We start from the raw sequence: 22,495 nt of genomic DNA, 5'->3' as shown, positions 1-22,495 counted from the left end.
ATATTTAGACCGTAATCATGCCCACCAATATTAGCATGTCCCTATATTAAGAATTAACATAGCTCGTATAAAACCTTTTTTAAAGTCTCTACTACAAAATATAAATCGTTTTCTGTTGAGGATAATGGTGGTGCAATTATTAAAACATTACTATATCCAGGAACTGTATCACCATTTCGGCCTATAATAAGGCCCTTATCCTTACAACCCGCTATGACACTTCCCATAAACTCTTCTGTAACTGGTACCTTAGATTCCTTATCTTCAACTAGCTCAATTCCATATAAAAATCCAACTCCTCGAACCTCTCCAACTTTATCAAGGGAAATTAAATCATGGAGTTTACTGAGGATTGAATCACTTAACTGCGAGACCCGTTCAACGATTTTTTCATTTTCAATAATTTCAATGTTTTTGAGTGCAACAGCACATGAAGCTGGATGCCCGCCATAAGTAGAAATATGTCTGAGGTGGTTTTGTTTTCCGTTTTCTTTAAACTTCTCATAGATTTCAGATCTTACAGCTGTAGCTCCTAACGGAATATAACCGCTGGTCAACCCTTTTGCCATCGTTACGATATCCGGCTGAACACCTTCAGAATGCATAAATCCAAACATCTTTCCTGTTCTTCCAAACCCTGAAACGACTTCATCAACAATCATAAGGACATCATGTTTCTTACAAATTTCTGATACCCTTGTTAAATATTCTTTTGAAGGGATCATAACACCGCCGCCGGAGATGAATGGCTCAAGAATGAGTCCTGCAACTGTTTCAGAACCTTCCCAAGTAATCACCTGATCGATATATTCCGCAGCATGAAGGTCTGAGTTTTCATTATCTCCAAATGTACTTCGATAGCTATATGGTGGTGGGACATGCAGAAATCCTGGAACGGCCGGATCATACTTTACTCTCCGGTTTGCTTGTGCCGTTGCACTTAATGCACCTAAAGTCGTTCCATGGTAAGCACGATATCTGGAAATGAACTTGTATTTTCCTGGATTCCCGTTTTGAGCATGATATTGACGAGCAATTTTGAATGCGGTTTCATTCGCTTCAGAACCGCTATTTGCAAAAAATGTTGCATAAGATCCTTTCAGTAGTTCACTTATCTTTGAGGATAATTCAATTGCAGGCTTGTGACTTAACGTAAGAGGAAAGTATGATAAATTCATCATCTGATCAAAAGCTGCTTGCGCAATTTCTTTACGTCCATGCCCTAGGTTCAAACACCATAATCCAGAAACGCCATCCAAATACTTCTCTCCATTCGTATCTGTGAACCAGGAACCTTGACCTTGTGAAGCGATCAAAGGATTTGCTTTCTCTTTATAACGATGCATCGCATGCCATAAGTGATCTTTATCTTTTTGGACAAGATCCTTTTTTTCCATTTCTAATTGCATGATATGGCCTCCCTATTGATTATTTTTTTGTTGATCGTTTTAAACTGCGACAGGGGTTTGATTTAAAACAGAATCGAGAAGATGGTGCTCGTAATTGTGGGCAGTTGCTACTTCTTTGTACGTTACTTTACCATTCACTACATTGATGCCTTTCGCTAGTGCCATGTTATCAAGTACTGCTTGCCTAAATCCTTTATTTGCAATTTGCACACCAAAAGGAATCGTTACATTCGTCAAAGCAATCGTAGAGGTTCGTGGGACAGCCCCAGGCATATTAGCAACAGCATAATGAACGACCCCATGTTTTTCGTAGGTTGGATGATGATGTGTTGTAATTCGGTTAATGGTTTCAATAGACCCACCTTGGTCGATTGCGACATCTACAATAACCGAACCTTCTTGCATCGTTTTGACCATATCTTCTGAAATAAGACGAGGGGCTCGTGCTCCTGGAATAAGTACTGCTCCTACAAGCAAATCCGCTTTTTTGACCGCTTGACTTATATTCAGGCTGTTTGACATCACAGTCCTTAATCGTCCTCGAAATTGATCATCCAATTCGCGAAGACGATCTGGGTTGATATCGAGTATCGTGACACTCGCACCAAGTCCTATCGCCATTTTAGCCGCATTTGTACCGACAATTCCTCCACCAATTATGACGACTTCTGCTGGGGCTACACCCGGTACACCACCTAGTAAAACCCCTTTGCCACCTTTGGTTTTTTCTAAAAATTGCGTACCGATTTGGACCGACATCCGTCCAGCTACTTCGCTCATCGGAGTCAATAATGGGAGTGAGCCATTCTCTAATTGAATCGTTTCATATGCAATGGCCGTTACTTTATTATCGATTAATGCTTTTGTTAATTCAGGTTCTGGTGCTAAATGGAGATACGTATAAAGGATCAACCCCTCCCGAAAATATTTATATTCCTCTGGAAGCGGCTCTTTTACCTTAATGACCATCTCAGCCGACCAAGCTTCCTCAGCCGAAGCGACCACTTTAGCACCAGCATCCCTGTAATCCTGATCTAAAAAACCACTCCCTGATCCAGCACCTGTTTCAATCCATACGTCATGTCCATTATTTTTAAATGTAGACACACCGGCTGGGGTCATACCGACTCGATTTTCACTGTTTTTTATTTCTTTAGGAATACCTAAAATCATCTTTTTCACCCTTTTTATTGTAGTCTTACAATCCAGCAAAGACGCGATTTTCTATGATCAGACGATGCCAGTCTTCACAATCCTCACAAGTAATGTTTGTTATTGTATTTAAAGTGCATTTTCTCCCATTGCATTGCTTTAAATCTACATAACAGATCGTTTTGTCACCACAAATAATGCAAGTTGTTTCATGCCACATCAGATGATTTCCTCCTGTTATAGGTGGACGTGACGCTCTAATCCTGTTAGAGTCATCACGCCCCTATAGATCTAAATAATTTTCACCAGTTCTTGTGATCAAGGTGTGCGTATTTCGGCAATAACCTCGTAGGCATTTTCAAGGCATCTTTTCTAAATGGTGGAGCTAATTGTGTTCCATCCACTTGAATATCAATGACAGTCGGCTGGTTGGACACTATAGCCTTCTCTATGACAGGACCTAGTTCTTCGGCCTTCTCCACTCTGATTCCGACTGCTCCCATCGAACGAGCAACTTCTGCAAAATCAGGGTTTTGGATATCAGCACCTACGAACCGGTTATTGTAGAAATCAACTTGATTTTTCTTTTCTGCACACCATGCACCATTATTAAAAACACACGCGATGACTGGGATGTTCTCTTCAACGGCTGTACTGACTTCATGTAAGCTCATCCCCCATGCTCCATCACCGACAATCGCAAGCACAGGGCAATCCGGTTCTGCAAGCTTTGCACCAAGAGCGGAAGGATAGGCGAACCCTGTATTGCCGAACGTAAGGGCAGCGATATGTTTTCGGCTTTGTTTGAATTTTAAATACGCATTTGCTGTCGATGAAACATTTCCGATATCAGTAGAAACGATCGCATTTTCTGGAAGTACCTTTGCAAGCTCCAATAACGCTCGACGAGGGTTAATCGGATTTCCATCCTTCATCGCCAGTTCAATGAGCTCCTCTTCCCATTTTTGCTTCTCATTCGTCACTTCTAGTAAACGCTCTTTGTTTTGCTTACGGGTCGGGATCAGCGATTTTAAACGCTTCATGATTTCAAGACTTGCTTCACGAGCATCTCCGATGATCCCTACTTCGACTGGATGTGTTCGAGCAATATTTCTAGGATTGATGTCAATTTGGATAATTTGAGCATTCTTTGGAAAATAATCAATATCATAGCCTGGTAGTGTTCCGAAAACAGATAATCTTGTACCAATTGCCAAAACAACATCCGCCTTCTTCAATGTGTTCATCGCAGCCTTTGAACCCATGTATCCGATAGGTCCGACGGCAAGTGGATTATCATCTGGAAACGCATCATTGTGCATATAGGAGACGGCAACAGGTGCTGTCAAATGCTCGGCAATTGCTTTCACCGCTTCAATACCATCTGAATCCACTGTACCTCGACCTGAAATGATCACCGGATACTCCGCTTTGGACAACAAGTCAGCAGCTCGATCCAATGATTCGGTCGAACCACAGCCACGTGCATCGACACGGTATTGATGCGGCTGAAGAATCTGGTCTTCCACTTCCCCATAGAAATAATCACGCGGGATGTCGAATAAAACTGGACCACGTTCTGCATAAGCAATTCGAAAGGCTGTCCTTAAACAATCTGCAACTCGGCCTGGGTGAGTGACTCTTACTGTTTCTTTGGTAATCGCCTTAAAAACCGAAACTTGATCACACTCTTGGAAACCATCCCATCCAACTGTTGGAGTCCCGGCAGATGGAGAAATGACAACCATTGGGGTATGCGCCTGGTTGGCAGCAGCAACTGAAGTCACCATATTGGTTATTCCAGGACCATTTTGTCCGATTACAACACCGGCAGTACCAGAAACACGAGTGTATGCATCCTCCATATGTGCAGCGCTTTGTTCATGACGTACTCCGATAAAGCGAATTCCTGCGGTCGGTAATAAATCTAGCATATCCATGAACGCAGATCCTAAAATACCAGATATATGAGTTACTCCTTCAGCAACCAGAGTTTCAACAATAGCCTCACTCGGTGTCATTTTCACTTTTGTTCCTCTTACGTTTTTCGTTTCAATTTTTGCCATTATTTTTTCCTCCTCAAGTATATTTCATATTCAACATGGTCATTACGACGTCCGTACCAGTTGATAATCATATGTTACAACCCACTTTGTTGAAAAGTCAATCAATAAATCTAAAAATTCTAATATTTTAATGGCCTTTTTTAATTTACGTCCACTTTTGGTGGATAGAGATCACTGCTCTGTGAACGATTCTCTTTTCTAAATCCAGATTTACCGAGGATTAAGTAGTCGAGTCTTTCTTCAGGTATTTGATTAAGCTCTTTTGATCTGGATAAGTAGACAATGGTTCCTAAGACTACCCATACGAATAATGCAACCCAAGAAGGTATTCCTAAAAATGCCGGTGACCCTGGTACCACCAGTAACCCTAAAAAGACGACCGAACTGATGGTTCCTAGAAGAGTTAATCCTTTTTTTACAGGGGCAACATCTTCCAGATCCCCGCTCTTCTGTTCACTATTCCATTTCAGACACTTAAAAGCGACAAGACAACAATAAAAGTAAGCTATGGTTACGCCGATGGCCGACATGTCGACAACCCATAACAGGGCTTGCCTGCCAAACCATGGTGCAAATAGGCAAATGATACATGTAAAAACAATTCCTACATACGGTGTCTTATATTTCGAATGAAGCTTCGAAAAGGATTTTGGCAAAATATGCGCCCGGCCCATAGCAAACAACAAACGACTCGCGGAAACATAAAAACCATTCAGTCCGGTAAAAACTCCCATACACACGGAAATCGTAAGCAAAATGACACCACTATTACCTAAAAGGCCTGATATAGCGTCACCAGTTCCCCAAATCGATTGTTGATGGACAAGCTCTTGCCATGGCATTGCAACTGCTGTAGCAAGAATCATTAATGAGTATACGACAGCCGCACAAATGAGGGATAAGACTATCAGTTTAAAAGCTTTTTTCGGTGAAAAGCTGAACTCTTCCGCTGCTTGCGGAACATTGTCAAATCCAACATAAGCCCAAGGTGCGATAGCTACGATTGCAATGATCGCTGACCAAGCCGACACTCCTGGTTTGAATGATGGTTGAAGGTTACTGAATGAAACAGAAGGATGTAAAAACATGCTGCCTGCGATCAATAGCACACCTAACACAAGCAATACACAGCAGACAAATTGCGCCTTTCCGGAAATGCTTGCTCCACGAATGTTCAAATATGCAAAAAGCAGAAGTGCTATACTAGCAATCGAAACTTCACCAAAATATACATCCCAACCTGCAATATTGTACATCAGACCTTGTTTCACAATACCTGGAAGAACGAACTTCCCTAATAAAGCTAGTGCTGACGCATTTAAGGCAACGATACAAATATATCCTAAAGCTAAAAACCAACCGCCTATATAGGCATGTTTACGTCCAAACCCTAGATAAGCATAAGCAAATTCTCCACCAGAAACCGGAAATCTATTGATCAAAATACCATAACTCACAGCGATTACGATCATCAATAATGCTCCAACACTGAATCCAATGATTGCACCAAACGGACCTGCTTTCGTAAGCCAATCTACTGGTAGTACAAAGCACCCCCATCCGACAGCGGAACCAAATGCAATTGCTAGTACCCAATGAGGTTTCAACGTCTTTTCCAGCTGTGTCCTCTCCTCCATCCACTTATCCCCCTTTGTAATTTTTTAATGGGTATTTAACCGTCGACAAGAAGCATAATGTCTCGTAAAGTACCGTTACCCCTTTTTCAATCTGTTCCCATGGTGTATCTTCATCTTCACAGTGACTTTTACCATTCTTACTAGGGACAAAGATCATTGCCGTCTCGGATATTTTGCTAATGTACATCGCGTCATGACCAGCTCCACTATTCATTCGCTTGAAAGAAAAATCATGCTGTTGACAAATCCTTTCCAAAACATTGACCAAGTCAGGAGAAAAACGTACTGGATCATGAGACCATATTTCTTTTAATGTGTACTTCATCTCATTTTTGGTCGTTACTTTTTTAATGATCTGTTCGATTTCTTTTTTACAATTTTCTAACTGATTGGTGTTTGAATGCCGAACATCTATGGTAAAGTTGGTTTCTCCAGCAATTGCGTTTATAATTCCGGGAGTTGAATGAATTTGACCGACTGTGGCTACTGTTCCATCTGTTCTTTGCCGAGCCCAGCTATCAATCTCTGCTATAATGGATGCTGCCGTCACAAGAGAATCCTTTCTTAATTTCATTGGTGTTGAACCTGAATGATTGGAATCACCTCTTACGTTTACCTCCATCCAAGAGAAACCCGAAATACCCTGAACAACTCCTATGGATTGTTGTTCAAAGTCCAATACTGGTCCTTGTTCAATGTGTAATTCGATAAACGCGGAAACATTTTTCAACCGATTCGATCGTTCCCCTATAAATCCGATTTTTTCAAGCTCATCCTTAAAATAAAGCCCGTGTTGATCCTGTCGATCATATACGTAATCTAAAGAAAAAATTTCAGAAACTACCCCGCTTCCTAACATTTGAGGAGTGAATCTTGCACCCTCTTCATTTGTAAATGAAACAATTTCAATAGGGTGACGGTGGTCTATTCCTTGTTCTAAAATGGCATTTACTGCTTCCAATGCCCCTAACACTCCTAAAACCCCATCGAATTTACCACCTTTTGGAACAGAGTCCAAATGAGAGCCTGCAACAATAACAGGTGCTGTAGGGTCTGTCCCTTCTATTCTTCCATATATGTTGCCGACATCATCGTATCGAACGTACATACCTAAATCTTCCATCCAATTAATAAATAAGTTCCGTGCTTTACGATCTTCTTCTGAAAGTGCTAATCTAGTTACACCCCCCTTTTCTGTTCTTCCGATGTCAGCCATTGCTATCATTCGTGATTTTAAACGTTCAATTTTTATCATTTAATCACCTCTGGGAATCTAGATAACTATGCGTCCATTCTTTCTTGTTTGACACTGGTATCTACTACACTATTGGCCGATTCAAGTGAAGGATCGTCCAATTCTTTTAATGCAAAATAGTATGCAATAACCTCTTCTTCCGAAGAATGCTCTGTTACTAAACTTCCCACAACTAATAGTAAAAAAGAAACGGCTAATCCAGGAATGATTTCATGCAGTCCAAAAGGCCTTCCGGCAAAATTCCAAATCAGCGCAAAAGCAAGTGATCCTATGATACTTATTATGGCACCTGATTTAGTAGCTCTTTTCCAAAACATCGCTGCCATAACGGGCATAACGAGTGTTACTGCAGATAAAGATAGTGCATAAGTGTAGATTGCAACGATGTCTTTTATAAACAAAGCTACTCCTAGTCCTAAAAAAGCCATAATAGCAACGGAAAGACGCGAAACTTTCAATACCTTCTTATCGCTGGCGTCAGGAGAAATCCATCCATGATAGATGTCCTTTGAAATGTTCGCCGCACCACTTAATAGAAAGGATGTAGCTCCTGTTAATACGGCAGCGAAAAGTGAGACCATAAATAATCCACCTATTGATGGATGAGCGATAGTGGTCAAAAATTCGGTATAAACTAAATCAGGAACTGTATTTAATGGTAAAACTTGACGGGCAACGATCCCAATACCGATTGCAAAAAGACCAACAAATCCACTCAGCAAATAACCAATGGAAACAGCTCTAACCGCTATTTTATCTGTTCTAGCAGCAGCCAATCGCTGCCAAGTAGTTTGCCATACTAAATAGAAGGGGCCAAAGATGACAAGATAGTTAAACATTTCTGTTTTACTTAAACTAAAAAAGCTCGATATATTCTCAGGTGTATTAGCCATTACTACATTAAATCCACCAACATAATTCACCCCTATTAGGAACAGCACAATAAGCCCAAGGAGAATTAGGACAGACTGGACTGCATCCGTCCACGCAACACTCGGAAGCCCGCCCATCAAGGTAAACGCTACACATACGACAAAACCTAAAAGCATAGCTAACGTTAGTGGGACGTCGATGATAGATGTTAAGATTGAACCCATCCCTACAATTTGCATTCCAAAGGTTGGGGTCATATACAGGATACTAATTACTAATGCCGGAATAAGACCTGTAGCTTTACCAAATCGACGTACAAAAAGATCAGGAAGTGTGTATAGTTTAAGTTTGCGTATCGTTGAGCCAAGAATCATAGCAAGTAAAATGGAAAACAATACGTAAGGGATGTTTGCTGTAAACCATGATAAACCAATCGTAAAGCCTTTTCCGGATGCTCCAATTACTGCAGAGGCACCTAAAGCGGTAGCAATTATGCTTCCGCAAATTGGAAAAAAACCTAAACTGAAATTCGCCATTACATAGTCATCAGCTGATTTGATCCTGCGAGAGTAATAAATTCCAAGTATACTTATCCCGGTTATAAACGCGACAAGCCATACTAACCACCAATTCACAATCATCACCCTTTTCTTTTTTACATTCCACCTTTGACAAAGTTACACGATTCAATGTATGGAGATAGATTTAAAACTTATAAAAATCAGCTCCTTTCTCAATATTGGTTTATAGATGTAATTATTTTTGAACAATTTCCTGTTTACCTGATTACAAGGAAGCAATGGATGTCAGGTCAGATTCATAGACAACATTTCCACCAATTATTGTTGCAGTGACGGGGATATCCTTAATGCCTTCCTTGTTTATTGCTGTCGGGTCCTCTTCCAGCACCGCAAAATCAGCGTGTTTACCAAGCTCAATGCTTCCCGAGTGTTGTTCATCAAAATTCAATTGGGCTCCATAAATCGTCATCGATTTAAGTGCTGTTTCCACATCACACTGTTGATCCGGACCGAGTATATCCCCTTCCTTTGTTAAACGGTTTACTGCAGCCCAGATTGAGAACAAAGGAGAGATCGGTGTTATTGGACAATCAGAATGTAGCGTAAACAACAATTTACGATGTATGGCATCAGCTATTGGGTTGATCCTTTCTGCTCTATGTGGACCTAAGAATAGTTTCTTATGTCGATCCCCCCAGTAATAGACATGATTGATAAAGAATGAAGCCGCCACACCAAGCTCTTTCATTCGGTTCAAATCATCTAATGTAGCAGTTTGGACGTGTTCTATCCGGTGACGATGGTCATCTCGAGGAAAGTTTTCCAATGCATATTCATAGGCATCTAAAATCGATTTAATAGCACGGTCCCCATTACCATGGATTGCAATCCGGAAACCTCTTTTATGCAAATCCAATATCTCTGAGTTGAATCTTTCTTGATTATGGATCAGGTCCCCATAAAGGTCAGCATTACAATGGTACGGTTTACGCAATGCACCTGTTAGACCTTGAATAGATCCATCCTGAAACAATTTGGCACCATCCAGATAGGCACGTCCATTAGAGCGTTTAAGGATTTCAATATTTACCTCTTTAGCAGATAATGAACCAAAAAGGGAAACCGGTTTTAATAGATCATGCATGACCATTAATCTCATACGTAGTGGATTTACACCATTTGCCACTGCCGTAAGGTGTGCTTCAAGTTCTACCTCACCGTTAAACATGCCGACTGCAGCGTCTGTGTTAGTAGTGATACCTTGTGATAAATAATCGCGGGCTGCTTCTCCTAGTTGTGAAACTAACATTTGTGTAGATGGGACAGGGATTTTGGAAAAAACAGTATTCATTGCCCCAGGTTCATATAAAACACCATTGAGTTTGCCGGAACTGTCTCGTCCAAAATGCCCTCCCGATGGTTCAGATATGTATTCATCAATATTAGCAAGATGCATGGCTGCCGAATTGACAACTGCCAAATGTCCTGAAATATGCCTTAAAAATACAGGGTGGTGCGGGGCTACTGTATCTAAATCATCTTTAGTTGGATGCCGCTTTTCTTTAAGGAGAGTATCATCGTAACCATACCCTAGTATCCATTGGTTTTTTGGAGTTTGTTCTACTACTGTTTTCAAGCGGGATTGAATGTCACTAATCGACTCATTTACCGGGGAACTACAATCAATCTGTTGTTTCATTTGACCATACATAAGAATGTGGTTATGGGTGTCGATGAAGCCAGGAATTAACGTACGACCCTTCAAATTAATCACTTCAGTATCAATACTGTACTCAACTTCACAACGCGGTGGTTCCTTCTCTGACCAAATTCCAGTTATTCGTCCATTGGTTACAGCAACTGAGCCTGCACGCCTATTGTTATTATCAAGAGTGATTACATTGGCGTTGGTTATTATTAAATCTGATTTTTGCAGCATTGCTATCCCTCCATTTTTCTTAAATTAAATAAGTTTAAAATAAATAGCAGGACCATTTTCACGACCGACATGACATCATAACGTACGTACCAGTTATCACATAAAATGTTACATTCACTCACTTAAAACGTCAATATAAAATTTTTAATAATTTAAATATTTCTACTATTTTCTTTATTCATAATACGGAAGTTACGCTTTATTAAATTCTTTAATAAATACTATATAAAAGTAAAATTATCCCATCCCCTTTCCTTATGCTAACCTAAAATTACAACGGTCACGAAAGGAGAAAAACTCTATGACAATAGAAAAATTAAATGAACATTACGGGCCACCCTCAAAAGAAAATAAAAAACAGCAACCTAAATATAAAGAACTTATCCGAGGTATCGCTCTAACAGTTGTTCTTGCTACTGTTGCCGGACAGATCGCAACATTCCCCTTTTTCTCTATTATGGGGACAATGATTTTATCTATTTTATTAGGTACAGCGTGGAAAGGGTTTATGGGAACACAGCAGGAAATGGAAGCAGGTATTGCATTTAGCAGCAAAGTGCTGTTACGCATTGGAATTATTTTAATGGGGCTTCGTTTAAATCTTAGCCAAATTATCGATGCTGGAATTTCTATTTTAATAATCGATGCGATTGTAATTGGATTTACCATGCTTATAATGATTGGTTTAGGTAAAATTTTAAAGGTAGATAACCATTTGGCAGCATTGATTGCTATTGGAACAGCTGTTTGTGGAGCAGCTGCAATAGTAGCTGTCGCTCCTGTAATTAAAGTACGAAAAGAATATATTGCCTTGGCGGTTGCATGTATCGCAATTTTAGGCACTTTTGGTGCAATTGGATATATATTTACGTATCCATTTCTTGATATGGACGCATACCTTTATGGTGTCTTAGTCGGTTCAACGTTGCATGAGTTAGCGCACGTTATTGCTGCTTCAATTCCAGGAGGTGAAGTAGGTAGTAAAATCGCTATACTTGTGAAGTTAGGAAGGGTTGCTTTGTTAATCCCTGTAGTTATCATACTAGGGTTCTTTTTTTCAAAGAAAGAGTCAGAGGGAACATTAAAAAAACGAAGTTTCAAAGACTTACCTATCCCGTGGTTTATATTTGGTTTTCTTGCCATGAGTATCTTGAACACGTTACAATGGATACCAAATTCTGTCACTCATTTTTTAATCATGGTAAGTGTTTTCTTAATATCTATGGCAATGGCCGGGCTCGGTTTAAGTATTAATATTTCTGATTTCAAAAAAGTAGGTGTAAAACCAGTTTTACTTGGAGTTATTGGTTTTATTTTATTAATTTGTTTAGGGCCAATCCTTCTCCTCCTACTTTAAAGTACACTTTCTCATAGAAAATAATTTTATTTGTATGTAATATTAAACTTAAGAGTAATCACTAATGTTGGGGAGGAGTGGATATTATTGAACATAGAACATTTAAAAGTATTTTATATTGCAGCAAAACAGAAAAACTTTTCTGAAACAGCTAAAATCTTACATCTATCTCAACCGAGTATTAGTATACAAATACAACAGTTAGAATCATCGCTGAATACGAAATTATTTGAAAGATCAACAAAAAGAATAGCCCTTACACCATCAGGGCAACTATTAGTGGAGTACGCTGAAAAAATCCTGAATCTTGTTGAGAGGACCAAAAAGGAGCTTGCAGTCCTTTCTGAGTCAATAAATGGGGATTTAGTTATTGGTGCAAGCTTAACCATTGGTGAATATATACTTCCTTTTATTTTAGGTAAATACAAAAATGAATTTCCAAATGTAAATATTATTCTAAAAGTCTATAACTCAGAACAAATAATTGAAAAGCTTTCTAACAAAGAAATTAACTTAGGGTTTATCGAATCAATGAACTCCTATCCTGGCCTTTGCCAAACTCCTTTTTTAGAAGATGAGCTAGTTATTATTACTTCGAACGAACCTACAAATCCGATAGGCCAGCAAAAACAAATTACTCCAGATGAACTTTTTACCTTACCTGTAATTCTACGTGAGCCTGGGTCAGGTACTAGACAAGTGATTGAAGAACATTTACGTGCTCATCAGTTAGATCTTAAGGATCTGAATATTATCTTGGAGCTTGAAAACACTGAGTCTATAAAATCTGCTGTTGCTTCTGGTATGGGAGTATCAATTATTTCTAAATCTACTATCCAAAAAGAAATCCAGTTGAATATTCTCAGAGAAGTATCCATTCAAGGGATTCAATTACGTAGACAACTATATTATGTCTACGATACAGAAAGTCTCTCATTACCAAGTGAATCGTTTATTACCTTTTTATCTAAAACATTTTTTTATCCATAATTATAAAAGAAAAGTTATTTTTTCACTTTTAGTATTCAGCAAATTAAGAGGTTTATAAATTTTTTTTAAACATAAAAAGGAAGGAGGCTAGCTCCTTCCAATAAATTTATACATATCCCTTTTCTTTCAAGCTGGTATACCCTGCTTTGCGGTCAATTGACAACAGGAGACTTTCACTCCATTAGAATTTCAGCCTTGACGGCTGCTCCAATGCACACGGCTCCTCCTGGTCATCATTCACAGAATGTAGCTAATCTCTTTTCTTAAATCATATATATTCACTTTAATTCTTGGTGATGGTAGTGGATATTTATCAAGAAATAGTCTGAATTTATCCCATGTAAAGGATTTCCTTTGACTTCTTCTATTGAGCCATTTAAACAGTAAGTTCTCGATTTTGTCTTTGAAGTTACTAACATTTTGGATATTATCAGTGATGCAATAATAGTTGTAATAACCAATAAGCGAGCGTCTAAATCTGTCCATGATCATGAATATCTTTATTTCAATCCCTTCAACCATTTGGCTTTCGGCCCGCCACCTAGCTGTCTACGCTTAAAGACTAGAGTTACCTTTAGTCCTCCAAGACTCGCTACGAGCGAATGGCTAGTTCTTACTCGACGGGAATCCCACTCGTTATATGATACGACCTTGCTCGGCCGCTAGCGCCCGTTTGTTGAAGATCATTGAATACCTTAGCTGTCTAAACAACCTAATTTATCTTCTTATTATCCTTGCTATTTACAATTATTTCATAAGGTTCATTCTCTAATATTGAAGAAACTTCCTCTGATGTCACGAATTCAGTAATCATTGTTTCGATTTCGGTTCCAAGAGTTTCAGCAGTTGGATCGGAACTTAAAATGGAGGTCTTTATGATAAAGGTCAATGGTTTATTTGTATAACCTACCTCTGTTACTTTATATTCCTTTTTCGACATAAGCCCTTCGTTGATCGTAGATATAATTTGTGTTCCTTTATCGGCTTTGGTTGCATTCACTGGTACTCCTGTTACATTAGTTGTATAAATTTTAAATTCATTCGTATTAGCAACTTTTAGGACATAATCTTTTTTTGCAACAAATTTATTTACGTTTAAGGAATACGCATCATAGCCTCTTGATTTTAGAATACCTTTTACAATCTTTTCGACATCATCTTTTACTTCTTTGTAATAATCATCTGAACCCTCGATACTTACTTCAATTACTTTTTTCGGCTGATACCTGATTCCTATAGAACCAATATTATAGCCTTTCTCCTTTAGTTCATCGTTAATCAAGCCCAATATTGGTTTCGATTGAAAAATTTGGCCCATATATGGAATGTTGGAAACAACGTTTGCCATCGCAGGAGATACAAATGCAGAACCAACAAATAATCCAAATAAAATTATGAAAGCAAGAACTGAGTAAGTTAACTTTCTAACCAAACTTATTTGTTTGATACGAACTAACTTGGTAGGGATCATTTTTTCTTGTGATTCAAATGTTTCCACATTAATAAAAATTCGGTCCTTCAGTTCTCTTCGTTGTGTTTTATTCCACATAATATCATCTTCCAACTTTTCTAGAGATTGATCATCAAAACCGTCCTCATAATATTTTTTCATCTAAAAACCCCTCCTTTATTAACTTTTTTTTCAGAATTGGAATTGCTCTAAAAAGTGTTGATTTAACCTTACTTTCAGACCAACTTAAAATTTTCGCGGTATCCTCAATGGAAAAACCCTTGATTTTCCTTAATACAATTACTTTTCTATAAGTATCTTTGATTTCACCTAAGGCGGTATAAAGTTCATATGAGTTTTCTTTTATTTTGAGTATTTCTTCAGGCAATAGATTATTATCTTTTTGCGGAAGAAAAACTTCTTTCAAGAAGATGCTTGGCTTACGCTTTCTTGAAAAATCAACCGTTAGATTATGAGCAATACTGAATAACCATGTTTTTTCACTTGAGTTATGTTTAAATGAATCATAATTTAAATATGCTTTTACAAATGTATCGTGGGTTAAATCTTCTGCTTGTTGATAGTCTTTTACCATCAATAAAATAAAGGTTAAAACGGATTTACTATGTTGGTCATACCAATCCGCAATTTCTTCTTTTTTAAAGTCCGACAAATTATCATCCCTCCTTTTTTATCAATGTTCAATACTTAGACGTATTGATAAAATAAAAGTTGTGATTTTGAATGTTTTTTCAAAAAAAGAAGCTAAAGAAATCGTTGTTGCAATCTCCTTAGCTTCTAATTTACTTTATAAAAATCCTGATTATACTTCAAATGGTCGAACAGCTTCATAATACTGTTACTTATTTCATTTATTCAATTAAATGGCACTATAAAGAATGACACATTTCTTATTACAGAAGTCGAGTAGAAGGGAGCCTTTCTACCGTACGGTAAATTGTACTCCATCCCCTCCCAGAACCGTGCTTGCACTATTGGCTGGTAGAATTCAGGCGCGCGCACTAATTAAAGCCACGTTTCCTGAAGCCCCCTTGCGATCCCGGACGGTCGGATTTCCCGAGTCCGGTTCTAACCTTGGATATATAATAAATGAGCCTTCCCTTATTATCCTAGGATTAAATGGCGACACCCATATTCCCCTATCAATAACAAGGTTTACTACATAATTAGCCATATTCGGGACAAATAACTGTTATTATTATTAAGGCTCTGTGTCCTATTTCACAATCCCATGGCATCCAAGTGCCCAAAGGTCCTTTGCTCAACTTTGGTGTTACCATTGTTGAAATATGTTTCTACATATTTAGAAAAGCATTACCTTTTCCTCTTAGCTACTACGACCTCATCCGTCAGTCCTAAATCCTCCTGTCAATTTCGGTGATACCTTATATGACGGGTCTTTGCTGGTTGTTGTCGTTCCAGCTGGAAGTAGGACCTTCCCGTCGTTATCTCTGAAAATCTTTCCCTAGATGCTAGAGCCCATATCACGGCTTGGAATAGCCTTATTTCTGAAGCAATGCTCATTAACTCGTTCAGTGATTCTCTGGCTTGTTGTTATTAAAAACTAATTGCCAGGCAGTTGGATGCCGCGCCAGCCGCTTACATCGCATTGGCCATATTCATTATCACCCACAGCAACCACCGTGCCGTCCGATTTAAGCCCGACGGTATGGGAACAACCCGCCGCTATCGCCACAATATCGCGCCAATCACTTAAATTACATTGGCCATACTCATTCCAACCTACAGCCGCCACAGTACCGTCCGATTTAAGGCCGATGGTATGATTACTACCCACCGCTATCGCCACAATACCGCGCCAGGCGCTTACATCGCATTGGTCATGTTTATTCAAACCCACAGCCGTCACCGTTCCGTCCGATTTAAGACTGATTGTATGAAGATAACCCGCCGCGACCGCCACAATATCGAACCAGCCGTTTACATTGCATTGGCGATACCGATTATTACCCACAGCCGTCACCGTGCCGTCCAATTTAAGACCGATGGTATGCCAGTCACCCGCCGCGACCGCCACAATATCATGCCAGCCGCTTACATTGCATTCACCTTCATTATTTCGGCCCACTGCTACCACAGTGCCATCCGATTTAAGCCCAATGGTACGACGCCAACCCGCCGCAACCGCTACAATATCGCGCCAGTCATTTACATCGCATTGGTCATGCTTATTCCAACCCACAGCCGCCACAGTACTGTCAGATTTAAGAACGATTGTATGAGCATTACCCGTGTTCGTCGCCATATGAACATTACCAGCCGCGACTGCCACAATATCGCGCCAGCCGCTTACATCACATTGGCCATATTTATTATCACCCACAGCCGTCACCGTTCCGTCAGATTTAAGCCCAACGGTATGACGACGACCCGCCGCTATGGTATCTTTAGGCCACCGTTTCACCTTTAACACCGCTTCTTTCGGTGAAATGTAATCCATGTTTTACCTCCTTGAATATAAGCAACCCTACGGTTACCTGACAAGTATATGTAACTTTACGGTTGCTCGTTAAATGTAAGCAACTGTATGGTTGTTTGTTCTCCTGATATGCGAGGCATTAATGAATAACTCCAGCCCAAAATATCATCTGTCTCATCTAAAAGATAAGGAATAGGGACGTTAACATTTGTCCGTTTATGTAATTCTTCTACAAAAACTTTTCTTCTATCAATTGTCCAGGGTACAAAGGATTTCCTTTGAAGACGAACTCTCCTTCAGTTGAAAAAACAAATCTTGTTTGTTTCATTACACCCTGTTCTGTACTTCTTGAAGAGAAGGCCTTCCTAAATTAAATTTATCAAGCATTTCCTGTAATTGTTCATCGGTTATTACGCCTGATTTGTTAGTGAAAAGATGATTTTTGAAGTCAATTAAATCCTCTCCTTATTATTAATTGACGAAACAAATACCTTCTTCAACAACTCCCGTTAATAGTCCTACCAGTATAATACAAATGAGGACGATTAAATTATCGCCCCCTCGTATATTATTATTAACCAGATTTTTTCTGGTCTTTAAATTCTTTATACCTTATATCAAGGTATAATGGATTTAAATCAGATAGAGGTTGTCGATCGCCCCCTTGAAGCTTTGTCTTCGTATTATAGACTGACACCTCTTTCTTTATAGAACTATTCGAATGAGCTGGATGACACTTAGTTGTCGTATATGGAACGAGGTTGGATATCTATAAAGATAAAGAGGATTTCCTGCCATCTGATTAATTGGAATATAGGTGGTGCTAATTATGATCTATCTTGGCATTGATATTGGAAAACGCCATCATGAAGCTGGATTAATTAATGAAAAAGGCGATCCTATCGGTAAGACGGTTCGCTTTGCTAATTCAAAATCTGGTAGTGAAAAACTTCTTGAATTTTTAAATCAACACACACTAACACCTGAAAATTGCACTTGTGGATTAGAAGCCACAGGGCATTATTGGTTATCTGTCTTTTCTTTCCTACATAAACTTGGATTAAAGGACTCCTTTTGTAGAAGAGGATTTACTTCAACTTAGACATTTAGAACGGTTACGGTATGCGTTAGTGGATCAAAGTTCGGATGTTAAGAGAAAAATCATTGCTTTATTAGATCAGGTTTTCCCTGAATATGAACAGATATTTTCTGATGTTTTCGGGATGTCTTCCACTGAAATTCTTCTACAATATCCTTTACCAGAGGACTTATTAAATCTTGATACAGACCAACTTGCTGAGTTACTAAACCGTGTAAGTAAGGGACGTTACGGTGAAACAAGAGCTCGAAATAAAGCTGAAAAATTGATAAATGTGGACGTAACTGTTTGAATAATGGAAAAGTTCCTAAAATGTCTTGGTCCGTTATCATCTTTTTTATTTCTGCCATTTTCAATTCCCCTTAAAATGTAATTTGTATTTTATTCTATACTGATACTGAGATAGATCCACATGCTCTAAAAATATGGTTACTCAATAACTTTAAGAGGAAACGGTGAGACATCCCAAGATTCAATTTCAAAGTCTCTCACCCCATGAACGATATAGGGGTCTTTCTCAATCAATGCTTGCGTTTCTTCATAAGACTCTGTTTTAAACAATAGATACCCCCCGACCTTGCCTATAAACAATCCTGCCGTCAGTAAAGTTCCCTCATCATATAGTTTTTTTAGATAATCAACGTGATCAGGCTTTAAATGTGCCCCTTTATCATTACCTTTTAAAGTATATTTCACTAAGTATAACACCATATTTAATCTCCCTCTCTAAAAATGATCTTTGTTATTATGCCACATTTAACGCGGTTCAAAATAGTCGTTCGTCTTATTTTAAAGGAATCGTGATGGGTTCTTCAATCGTAAATTCAAAAACAAACAATAGGAAATGCATTTTGTAGTGATATGTTTCATCATTAATGATTCCAACGTAACTCTTTTTATGCCCCTTTGAGAATATACATATCAATGGGGGGATTTAATGGAGTTACAAGGGAAGATAAGTTTAAGTGTTGGTTGGATAACTTTGTTTCTTATGGGTACTGACTTATTTGTGGTGTCTCCGTTATTACCGTTTATTTCGGAAGCATATCAGGTTAGTGCATCGACCACTGGATGGATGGTAACAGTTTTTGCAGTTACATATGCTTTTTCAGCTCCTTTTTTTGGTTGGTTTTCAGATAAAAAGGGACGGAGAATATTTATTACGTTTGGTTTATTGCTGTTTGCTATTTCTAATGCACTAACCGCTTTTGCTCCTTCTTTTTTATGGTTAATTATAAGCCGTATTTTATCTGGTTTGTCCGTTGCTTCAATTACCCCTTTGATATATGCAATCATTAGTGATATTGCACCACCAAATCGGAGGGGAAGATGGCTTTCAATTGTTGTTTCAGGACACTTAACGGCTCTTTGCGCAGGAGCGCCGTTCGGTACGTTATTGGAGCATTTTCTAGGTTGGCGTTCAGTATTTGTTGTAATGGCTATCATAGGAGCAATATTAGCAGTAGTGAATTTCAAAACATGGGTTTCTATTCCTAGAAGTGATTCAACCATAAATCTACTACAAGGAAATCTTCTTCGAATATTAGGTTCTGTAAGTGTTACTACCATTTGGGCAATTTCGATGTATACTCTTTATGTTTATTTGGGAGCAGCTCTTTACTCCGAAAATAGATTCTCATCATCAGAAATCGCATTAGCTGTTACTTTTTATGGTATCGGAGCGGTTTTAGGAAGCCTTACAAGTGGACAATTAACAGATAAATTTGGAGAAAGAAAAATTTCAAAGGCTACACTAATTTTCTTGACTCTTATACTCATTTGTTTAGGGATATTCTTCTCATCTGGCGATTGGGTTTATTTCTTTCTGTTTATATGGGCTTTGGTTGGTTATGCAGGATTCACATCGTATCAAACAAGATTAGCAACGGAATATTCAAAAGAACGAGGAATTGCTATGGCATGGAATAATACAGCTTTATATATAGGTATCACGATTGGTTCAATGATTGGAGGTTATGTCATATCTAATTGGGGATATTCACTGCTCCCTTATGTTTGTAGCGGCGCAGCAATCGTTAGTTTTGTACTCAGTACCCAAAAGGTACAAGAAGCCAAAAAAGAATATGTTTTTTCAGAAGATAGATGACCTCAGTACGAGGTCTTGTTATTTAGCTAACGGGGGGCGTTAGTGTAACAAGCCAAATTAAAAAAAGTCGGTTCCTTAACCTCCATAGGAATTCGACTTTTTTAGTTTGCAATTTGCTTAGCGTATAATTTGTGTCTTTCAATCCCTTGAGGTACAAGGGCTAAAAATTATGCAAAACTCTCACGTAAAAATAAGGCCTCTGGTGTCCGCTTTTTACGGAATTTTACCGTTCTTCTAATTTCCATCATCATTTGTTTCTTAACTCACTCTTATTTTATATCAAAAGTTATCCACAGCTTTAAGATTTTTACTAAACAAGTAAAAGGTCAACTCCCTCACAACAGCCTTTTAAGATATATCGGTCCATCGAAGTGGTCACCTTCTTCCTAATTAAACATTTTTTGTTAAGTAATGTAGGTTAATAGCATTATTTACCATGGAATCTATTGTAATTTGTTTTTTCTTGTAGTATCCTGTCTGCGATTTAGATAGGTGTCGAACTAATCGATCTAGTCCATTCGTTGTAAGAGACACTCCCCTATCAATTTCAATCCGAAAAAGGAGGTATTGTTTTGTATGTCTAGGATGTTCAAGCCGATCGTTTCAGTCATGCTCATCTTGTTTCTAGCCACAGGGCTTATTACCCCAGTACAGGCTCAGTCTGAGAGTGGGGTCGAATCACCCAAAGATCCACAATCCCGGTTCGTTGCTGAACCCGTCGTTATGAGCGAGGCCAAGTATCAGAAACTCAAGGCGGCCGGAACCCTCTCCGCGTCCGACTGGACGAAGGCGGTCACCTCTTCCGACAAGGGCAAGCAGTTGACCGAGGCTCAGGCCAATGCTCAGCTAAGAGCCGCCGACGACAACTACGGCGACACCTCGAAGGTCCCCCTTCAGCAGGGAACCGGTGAGGTTTCCGCCGCGGCCGCGGTACCACCAACTTCCTGGGGCGAAACCCCGTCGAAGAACGGCGAGACCTGCCTGGAGAATGACGCTGTCAACCAGCGCGGCGGACACACCCTTAACCGCTGGACATGGTGCCACCGGATGCGAATCGGGCTGCAATACTGGGAGATCAAGAGCAACGGCGAACGGGACTACGAAGGCACCAACTCGCTGGTCGCCCAGGCCGTCGCAATCGGGAACGGTAAGCAGCGGGGCATTCGTACGTACTTCCGGGCGGAGGAAGGATCGGTCTCCTACGACGACTGGGACCCCTGGGACCGCTTTTTTACCGCCCCCGACCTGCACCTGTACATCCTTTCCGACTGCGCGCAGGGCTCCGAATACTGCCACGGCACGCGAAGTGCCGTCGAGAACACCTGGAGCGAGTGGGACTACACGGACTCCTGGCTGTACTGGGACATCTTCTCCCACGAGGAAGCCAGCACGGCCGTGGACAAGGTGCTCTACCACGACTGGTACTTCCGCTTCGGCGGTGGAGAGGACGACGAATACCAAGGGCCCGAGGGGAAGACCGATTCCTGGCAGATCCGCTGCGATTCCGCCGACTACTTCTCCCAATTCGGCGTGGACTACTCCAAGGCCTGCGTTAACTACAACGTCGTCCCGCACCTCACTTACCGGATCAGCGACGACCGCGTCGAGGCCGTGGCCCGGCACATCCAGTTCGCCCAGGACAACCCCACCCAAACCTATCCAGTGGAATTAGACGGGCCCAAAGACATCCCCGGCAAGTACACCGGTGCCAGGGACGGCCGGGGACTGACCCGCACACCGAGCGGCAGCGTCGTCGACCGGGCCAACGAGGACATGAAGAACCGCGCTTGCCAGCGCAAGGCCCCCTACTTTTGGCGGGGCTTGCCGCCCTATGACACGAGCAAATACGACTGTGACGAGTACCCCTTCTCCACCACCAACGAAGGCGCCTCGGACCTCGAATGGGACTTCTCAGTCCGTGCCGTCCCCAAGAGCCAGAACACCGCAGCAGGCGCACTGCTCCGCTGGTACTACTTCAGCGATCGTATCCTGTATAACCGGGATCCGTTCTGGGTCAACATCCAGGACTGACCTTGCGTGCTACAATGAAATTGCGTCATAGTTGTACGTGGGCACAGGAGCCTTCCCTAGTGATACGGGGAGGGTTCCTGTGTTTTTTAGCTTGAATCAACAAAAAACCCCCAAAAGGGGTTCCGCCATCTTCGGCTTAGCGTACTCT

18 protein-coding genes are annotated in these 22,495 nt (G+C 40.1%); 6 read left to right on the top strand and 12 right to left on the bottom strand.

Features of this window, described 5'->3' with window-relative positions; translation table 11 throughout:
• Positions 1-53 precede the first annotated feature (53 nt).
• From ACJROX_RS14720 to ACJROX_RS14690, 7 genes are all read right to left on the bottom strand, one after another.
• On the bottom strand, positions 54-1,409 hold the full coding sequence (locus tag ACJROX_RS14720) for an aminotransferase (protein ID WP_408011431.1): 1,356 nt from the start codon (positions 1,407-1,409) through the stop codon (positions 54-56).
• Positions 1,410-1,448: 39 nt separating this feature from the next.
• Positions 1,449-2,582 (bottom strand): alanine dehydrogenase, encoded by a 1,134-nt coding sequence (ald, locus tag ACJROX_RS14715; protein WP_408011430.1) that lies wholly within the window; start codon positions 2,580-2,582, stop codon positions 1,449-1,451.
• 281 nt (positions 2,583-2,863) lie between these two features.
• Positions 2,864-4,627: a sulfoacetaldehyde acetyltransferase gene (gene xsc, locus ACJROX_RS14710; RefSeq protein WP_408011429.1), complete on the bottom strand. Its 1,764-nt coding sequence runs from the start codon at positions 4,625-4,627 to the stop codon at positions 2,864-2,866.
• A 140-nt stretch (positions 4,628-4,767) separates the two neighbouring features.
• Positions 4,768-6,264 (bottom strand): APC family permease, encoded by a 1,497-nt coding sequence (locus tag ACJROX_RS14705; protein WP_408011428.1) that lies wholly within the window; start codon positions 6,262-6,264, stop codon positions 4,768-4,770.
• Positions 6,265-6,268: 4 nt separating this feature from the next.
• A complete protein-coding gene (locus tag ACJROX_RS14700) occupies positions 6,269-7,519 on the bottom strand; it encodes a Zn-dependent hydrolase (RefSeq protein WP_408011427.1) in 1,251 nt (416 codons plus the stop codon).
• 26 nt (positions 7,520-7,545) lie between these two features.
• Positions 7,546-9,027, bottom strand: coding sequence for a sodium:solute symporter (locus tag ACJROX_RS14695; protein ID WP_408011426.1), 1,482 nt, complete (start codon positions 9,025-9,027; stop codon positions 7,546-7,548).
• Positions 9,028-9,178: 151 nt separating this feature from the next.
• Positions 9,179-10,852: an amidohydrolase gene (locus ACJROX_RS14690; protein WP_408011425.1), complete on the bottom strand. Its 1,674-nt coding sequence runs from the start codon at positions 10,850-10,852 to the stop codon at positions 9,179-9,181.
• A gap of 301 nt (positions 10,853-11,153) precedes the next feature.
• Between ACJROX_RS14690 and ACJROX_RS14685 the strand changes: the two genes are divergently transcribed.
• Positions 11,154-12,209, top strand: coding sequence for a YeiH family protein (locus ACJROX_RS14685; protein ID WP_408011424.1), 1,056 nt, complete (start codon positions 11,154-11,156; stop codon positions 12,207-12,209).
• An 87-nt stretch (positions 12,210-12,296) separates the two neighbouring features.
• Positions 12,297-13,199: a selenium metabolism-associated LysR family transcriptional regulator gene (locus ACJROX_RS14680; RefSeq protein WP_408011423.1), complete on the top strand. Its 903-nt coding sequence runs from the start codon at positions 12,297-12,299 to the stop codon at positions 13,197-13,199.
• Positions 13,200-13,911: 712 nt separating this feature from the next.
• Here ACJROX_RS14680 and ACJROX_RS14675 read toward each other — a convergent pair.
• From ACJROX_RS14675 to ACJROX_RS14665, 3 genes are all read right to left on the bottom strand, one after another.
• Positions 13,912-14,811 (bottom strand): DUF4030 domain-containing protein, encoded by a 900-nt coding sequence (locus tag ACJROX_RS14675; RefSeq protein ID WP_408011422.1) that lies wholly within the window; start codon positions 14,809-14,811, stop codon positions 13,912-13,914.
• The gene (locus tag ACJROX_RS14670; RefSeq protein ID WP_408011421.1) at positions 14,795-15,322 is read right to left on the bottom strand and encodes an RNA polymerase sigma factor; all 528 of its coding nucleotides are present in this window, start codon (positions 15,320-15,322) and stop codon (positions 14,795-14,797) included. Before ACJROX_RS14670 ends, ACJROX_RS14675 begins: the two co-directional genes overlap by 17 nt.
• A gap of 912 nt (positions 15,323-16,234) precedes the next feature.
• Positions 16,235-17,131 (bottom strand): RCC1 domain-containing protein, encoded by an 897-nt coding sequence (locus ACJROX_RS14665; RefSeq protein ID WP_408011420.1) that lies wholly within the window; start codon positions 17,129-17,131, stop codon positions 16,235-16,237.
• Positions 17,132-17,939: 808 nt separating this feature from the next.
• On the opposite strand from ACJROX_RS14665, the gene ACJROX_RS14660 reads away from it, so the two are divergent.
• Both ACJROX_RS14660 and ACJROX_RS14655 read left to right on the top strand, forming a co-directional pair.
• Positions 17,940-18,212, top strand: coding sequence for a transposase (locus ACJROX_RS14660; protein WP_408011419.1), 273 nt, complete (start codon positions 17,940-17,942; stop codon positions 18,210-18,212).
• A gap of 28 nt (positions 18,213-18,240) precedes the next feature.
• Entirely contained in the window at positions 18,241-18,501 is a 261-nt protein-coding gene (locus ACJROX_RS14655; RefSeq protein ID WP_408011418.1) for a hypothetical protein, read from the top strand.
• Positions 18,502-18,638: 137 nt separating this feature from the next.
• Here ACJROX_RS14655 and ACJROX_RS14650 read toward each other — a convergent pair whose 3' ends face one another.
• Positions 18,639-18,905 (bottom strand): YciI family protein, encoded by a 267-nt coding sequence (locus ACJROX_RS14650; RefSeq protein ID WP_408011417.1) that lies wholly within the window; start codon positions 18,903-18,905, stop codon positions 18,639-18,641.
• 241 nt (positions 18,906-19,146) lie between these two features.
• Here ACJROX_RS14650 and ACJROX_RS14645 point away from each other — a divergent pair, with 241 nt between their 5' ends.
• Entirely contained in the window at positions 19,147-20,316 is a 1,170-nt protein-coding gene (locus ACJROX_RS14645; protein ID WP_408011416.1) for an MFS transporter, read from the top strand.
• 509 nt (positions 20,317-20,825) lie between these two features.
• On the opposite strand, the gene ACJROX_RS14640 is transcribed toward ACJROX_RS14645, so the two are convergent.
• On the bottom strand, positions 20,826-20,948 hold the full coding sequence (locus ACJROX_RS14640; RefSeq protein WP_408011415.1) for a hypothetical protein: 123 nt from the start codon (positions 20,946-20,948) through the stop codon (positions 20,826-20,828).
• A 91-nt stretch (positions 20,949-21,039) separates the two neighbouring features.
• Between ACJROX_RS14640 and ACJROX_RS14635 the strand changes: the two genes are divergently transcribed.
• The gene (locus ACJROX_RS14635) at positions 21,040-22,347 is read left to right on the top strand and encodes a hypothetical protein (protein ID WP_408011414.1); all 1,308 of its coding nucleotides are present in this window, start codon (positions 21,040-21,042) and stop codon (positions 22,345-22,347) included.
• The last annotated feature ends 148 nt before the right edge of the window (positions 22,348-22,495 follow it).

This window comes from Pseudalkalibacillus sp. A8, from assembly GCF_045920555.1.
In the GTDB taxonomy this organism is placed as follows: Bacteria; Bacillota; Bacilli; order Bacillales; family Fictibacillaceae; genus Pseudalkalibacillus.
Note: the sequence above shows the minus strand (reverse complement) of the source record. Positions and strands in the feature narration are given on the sequence as shown.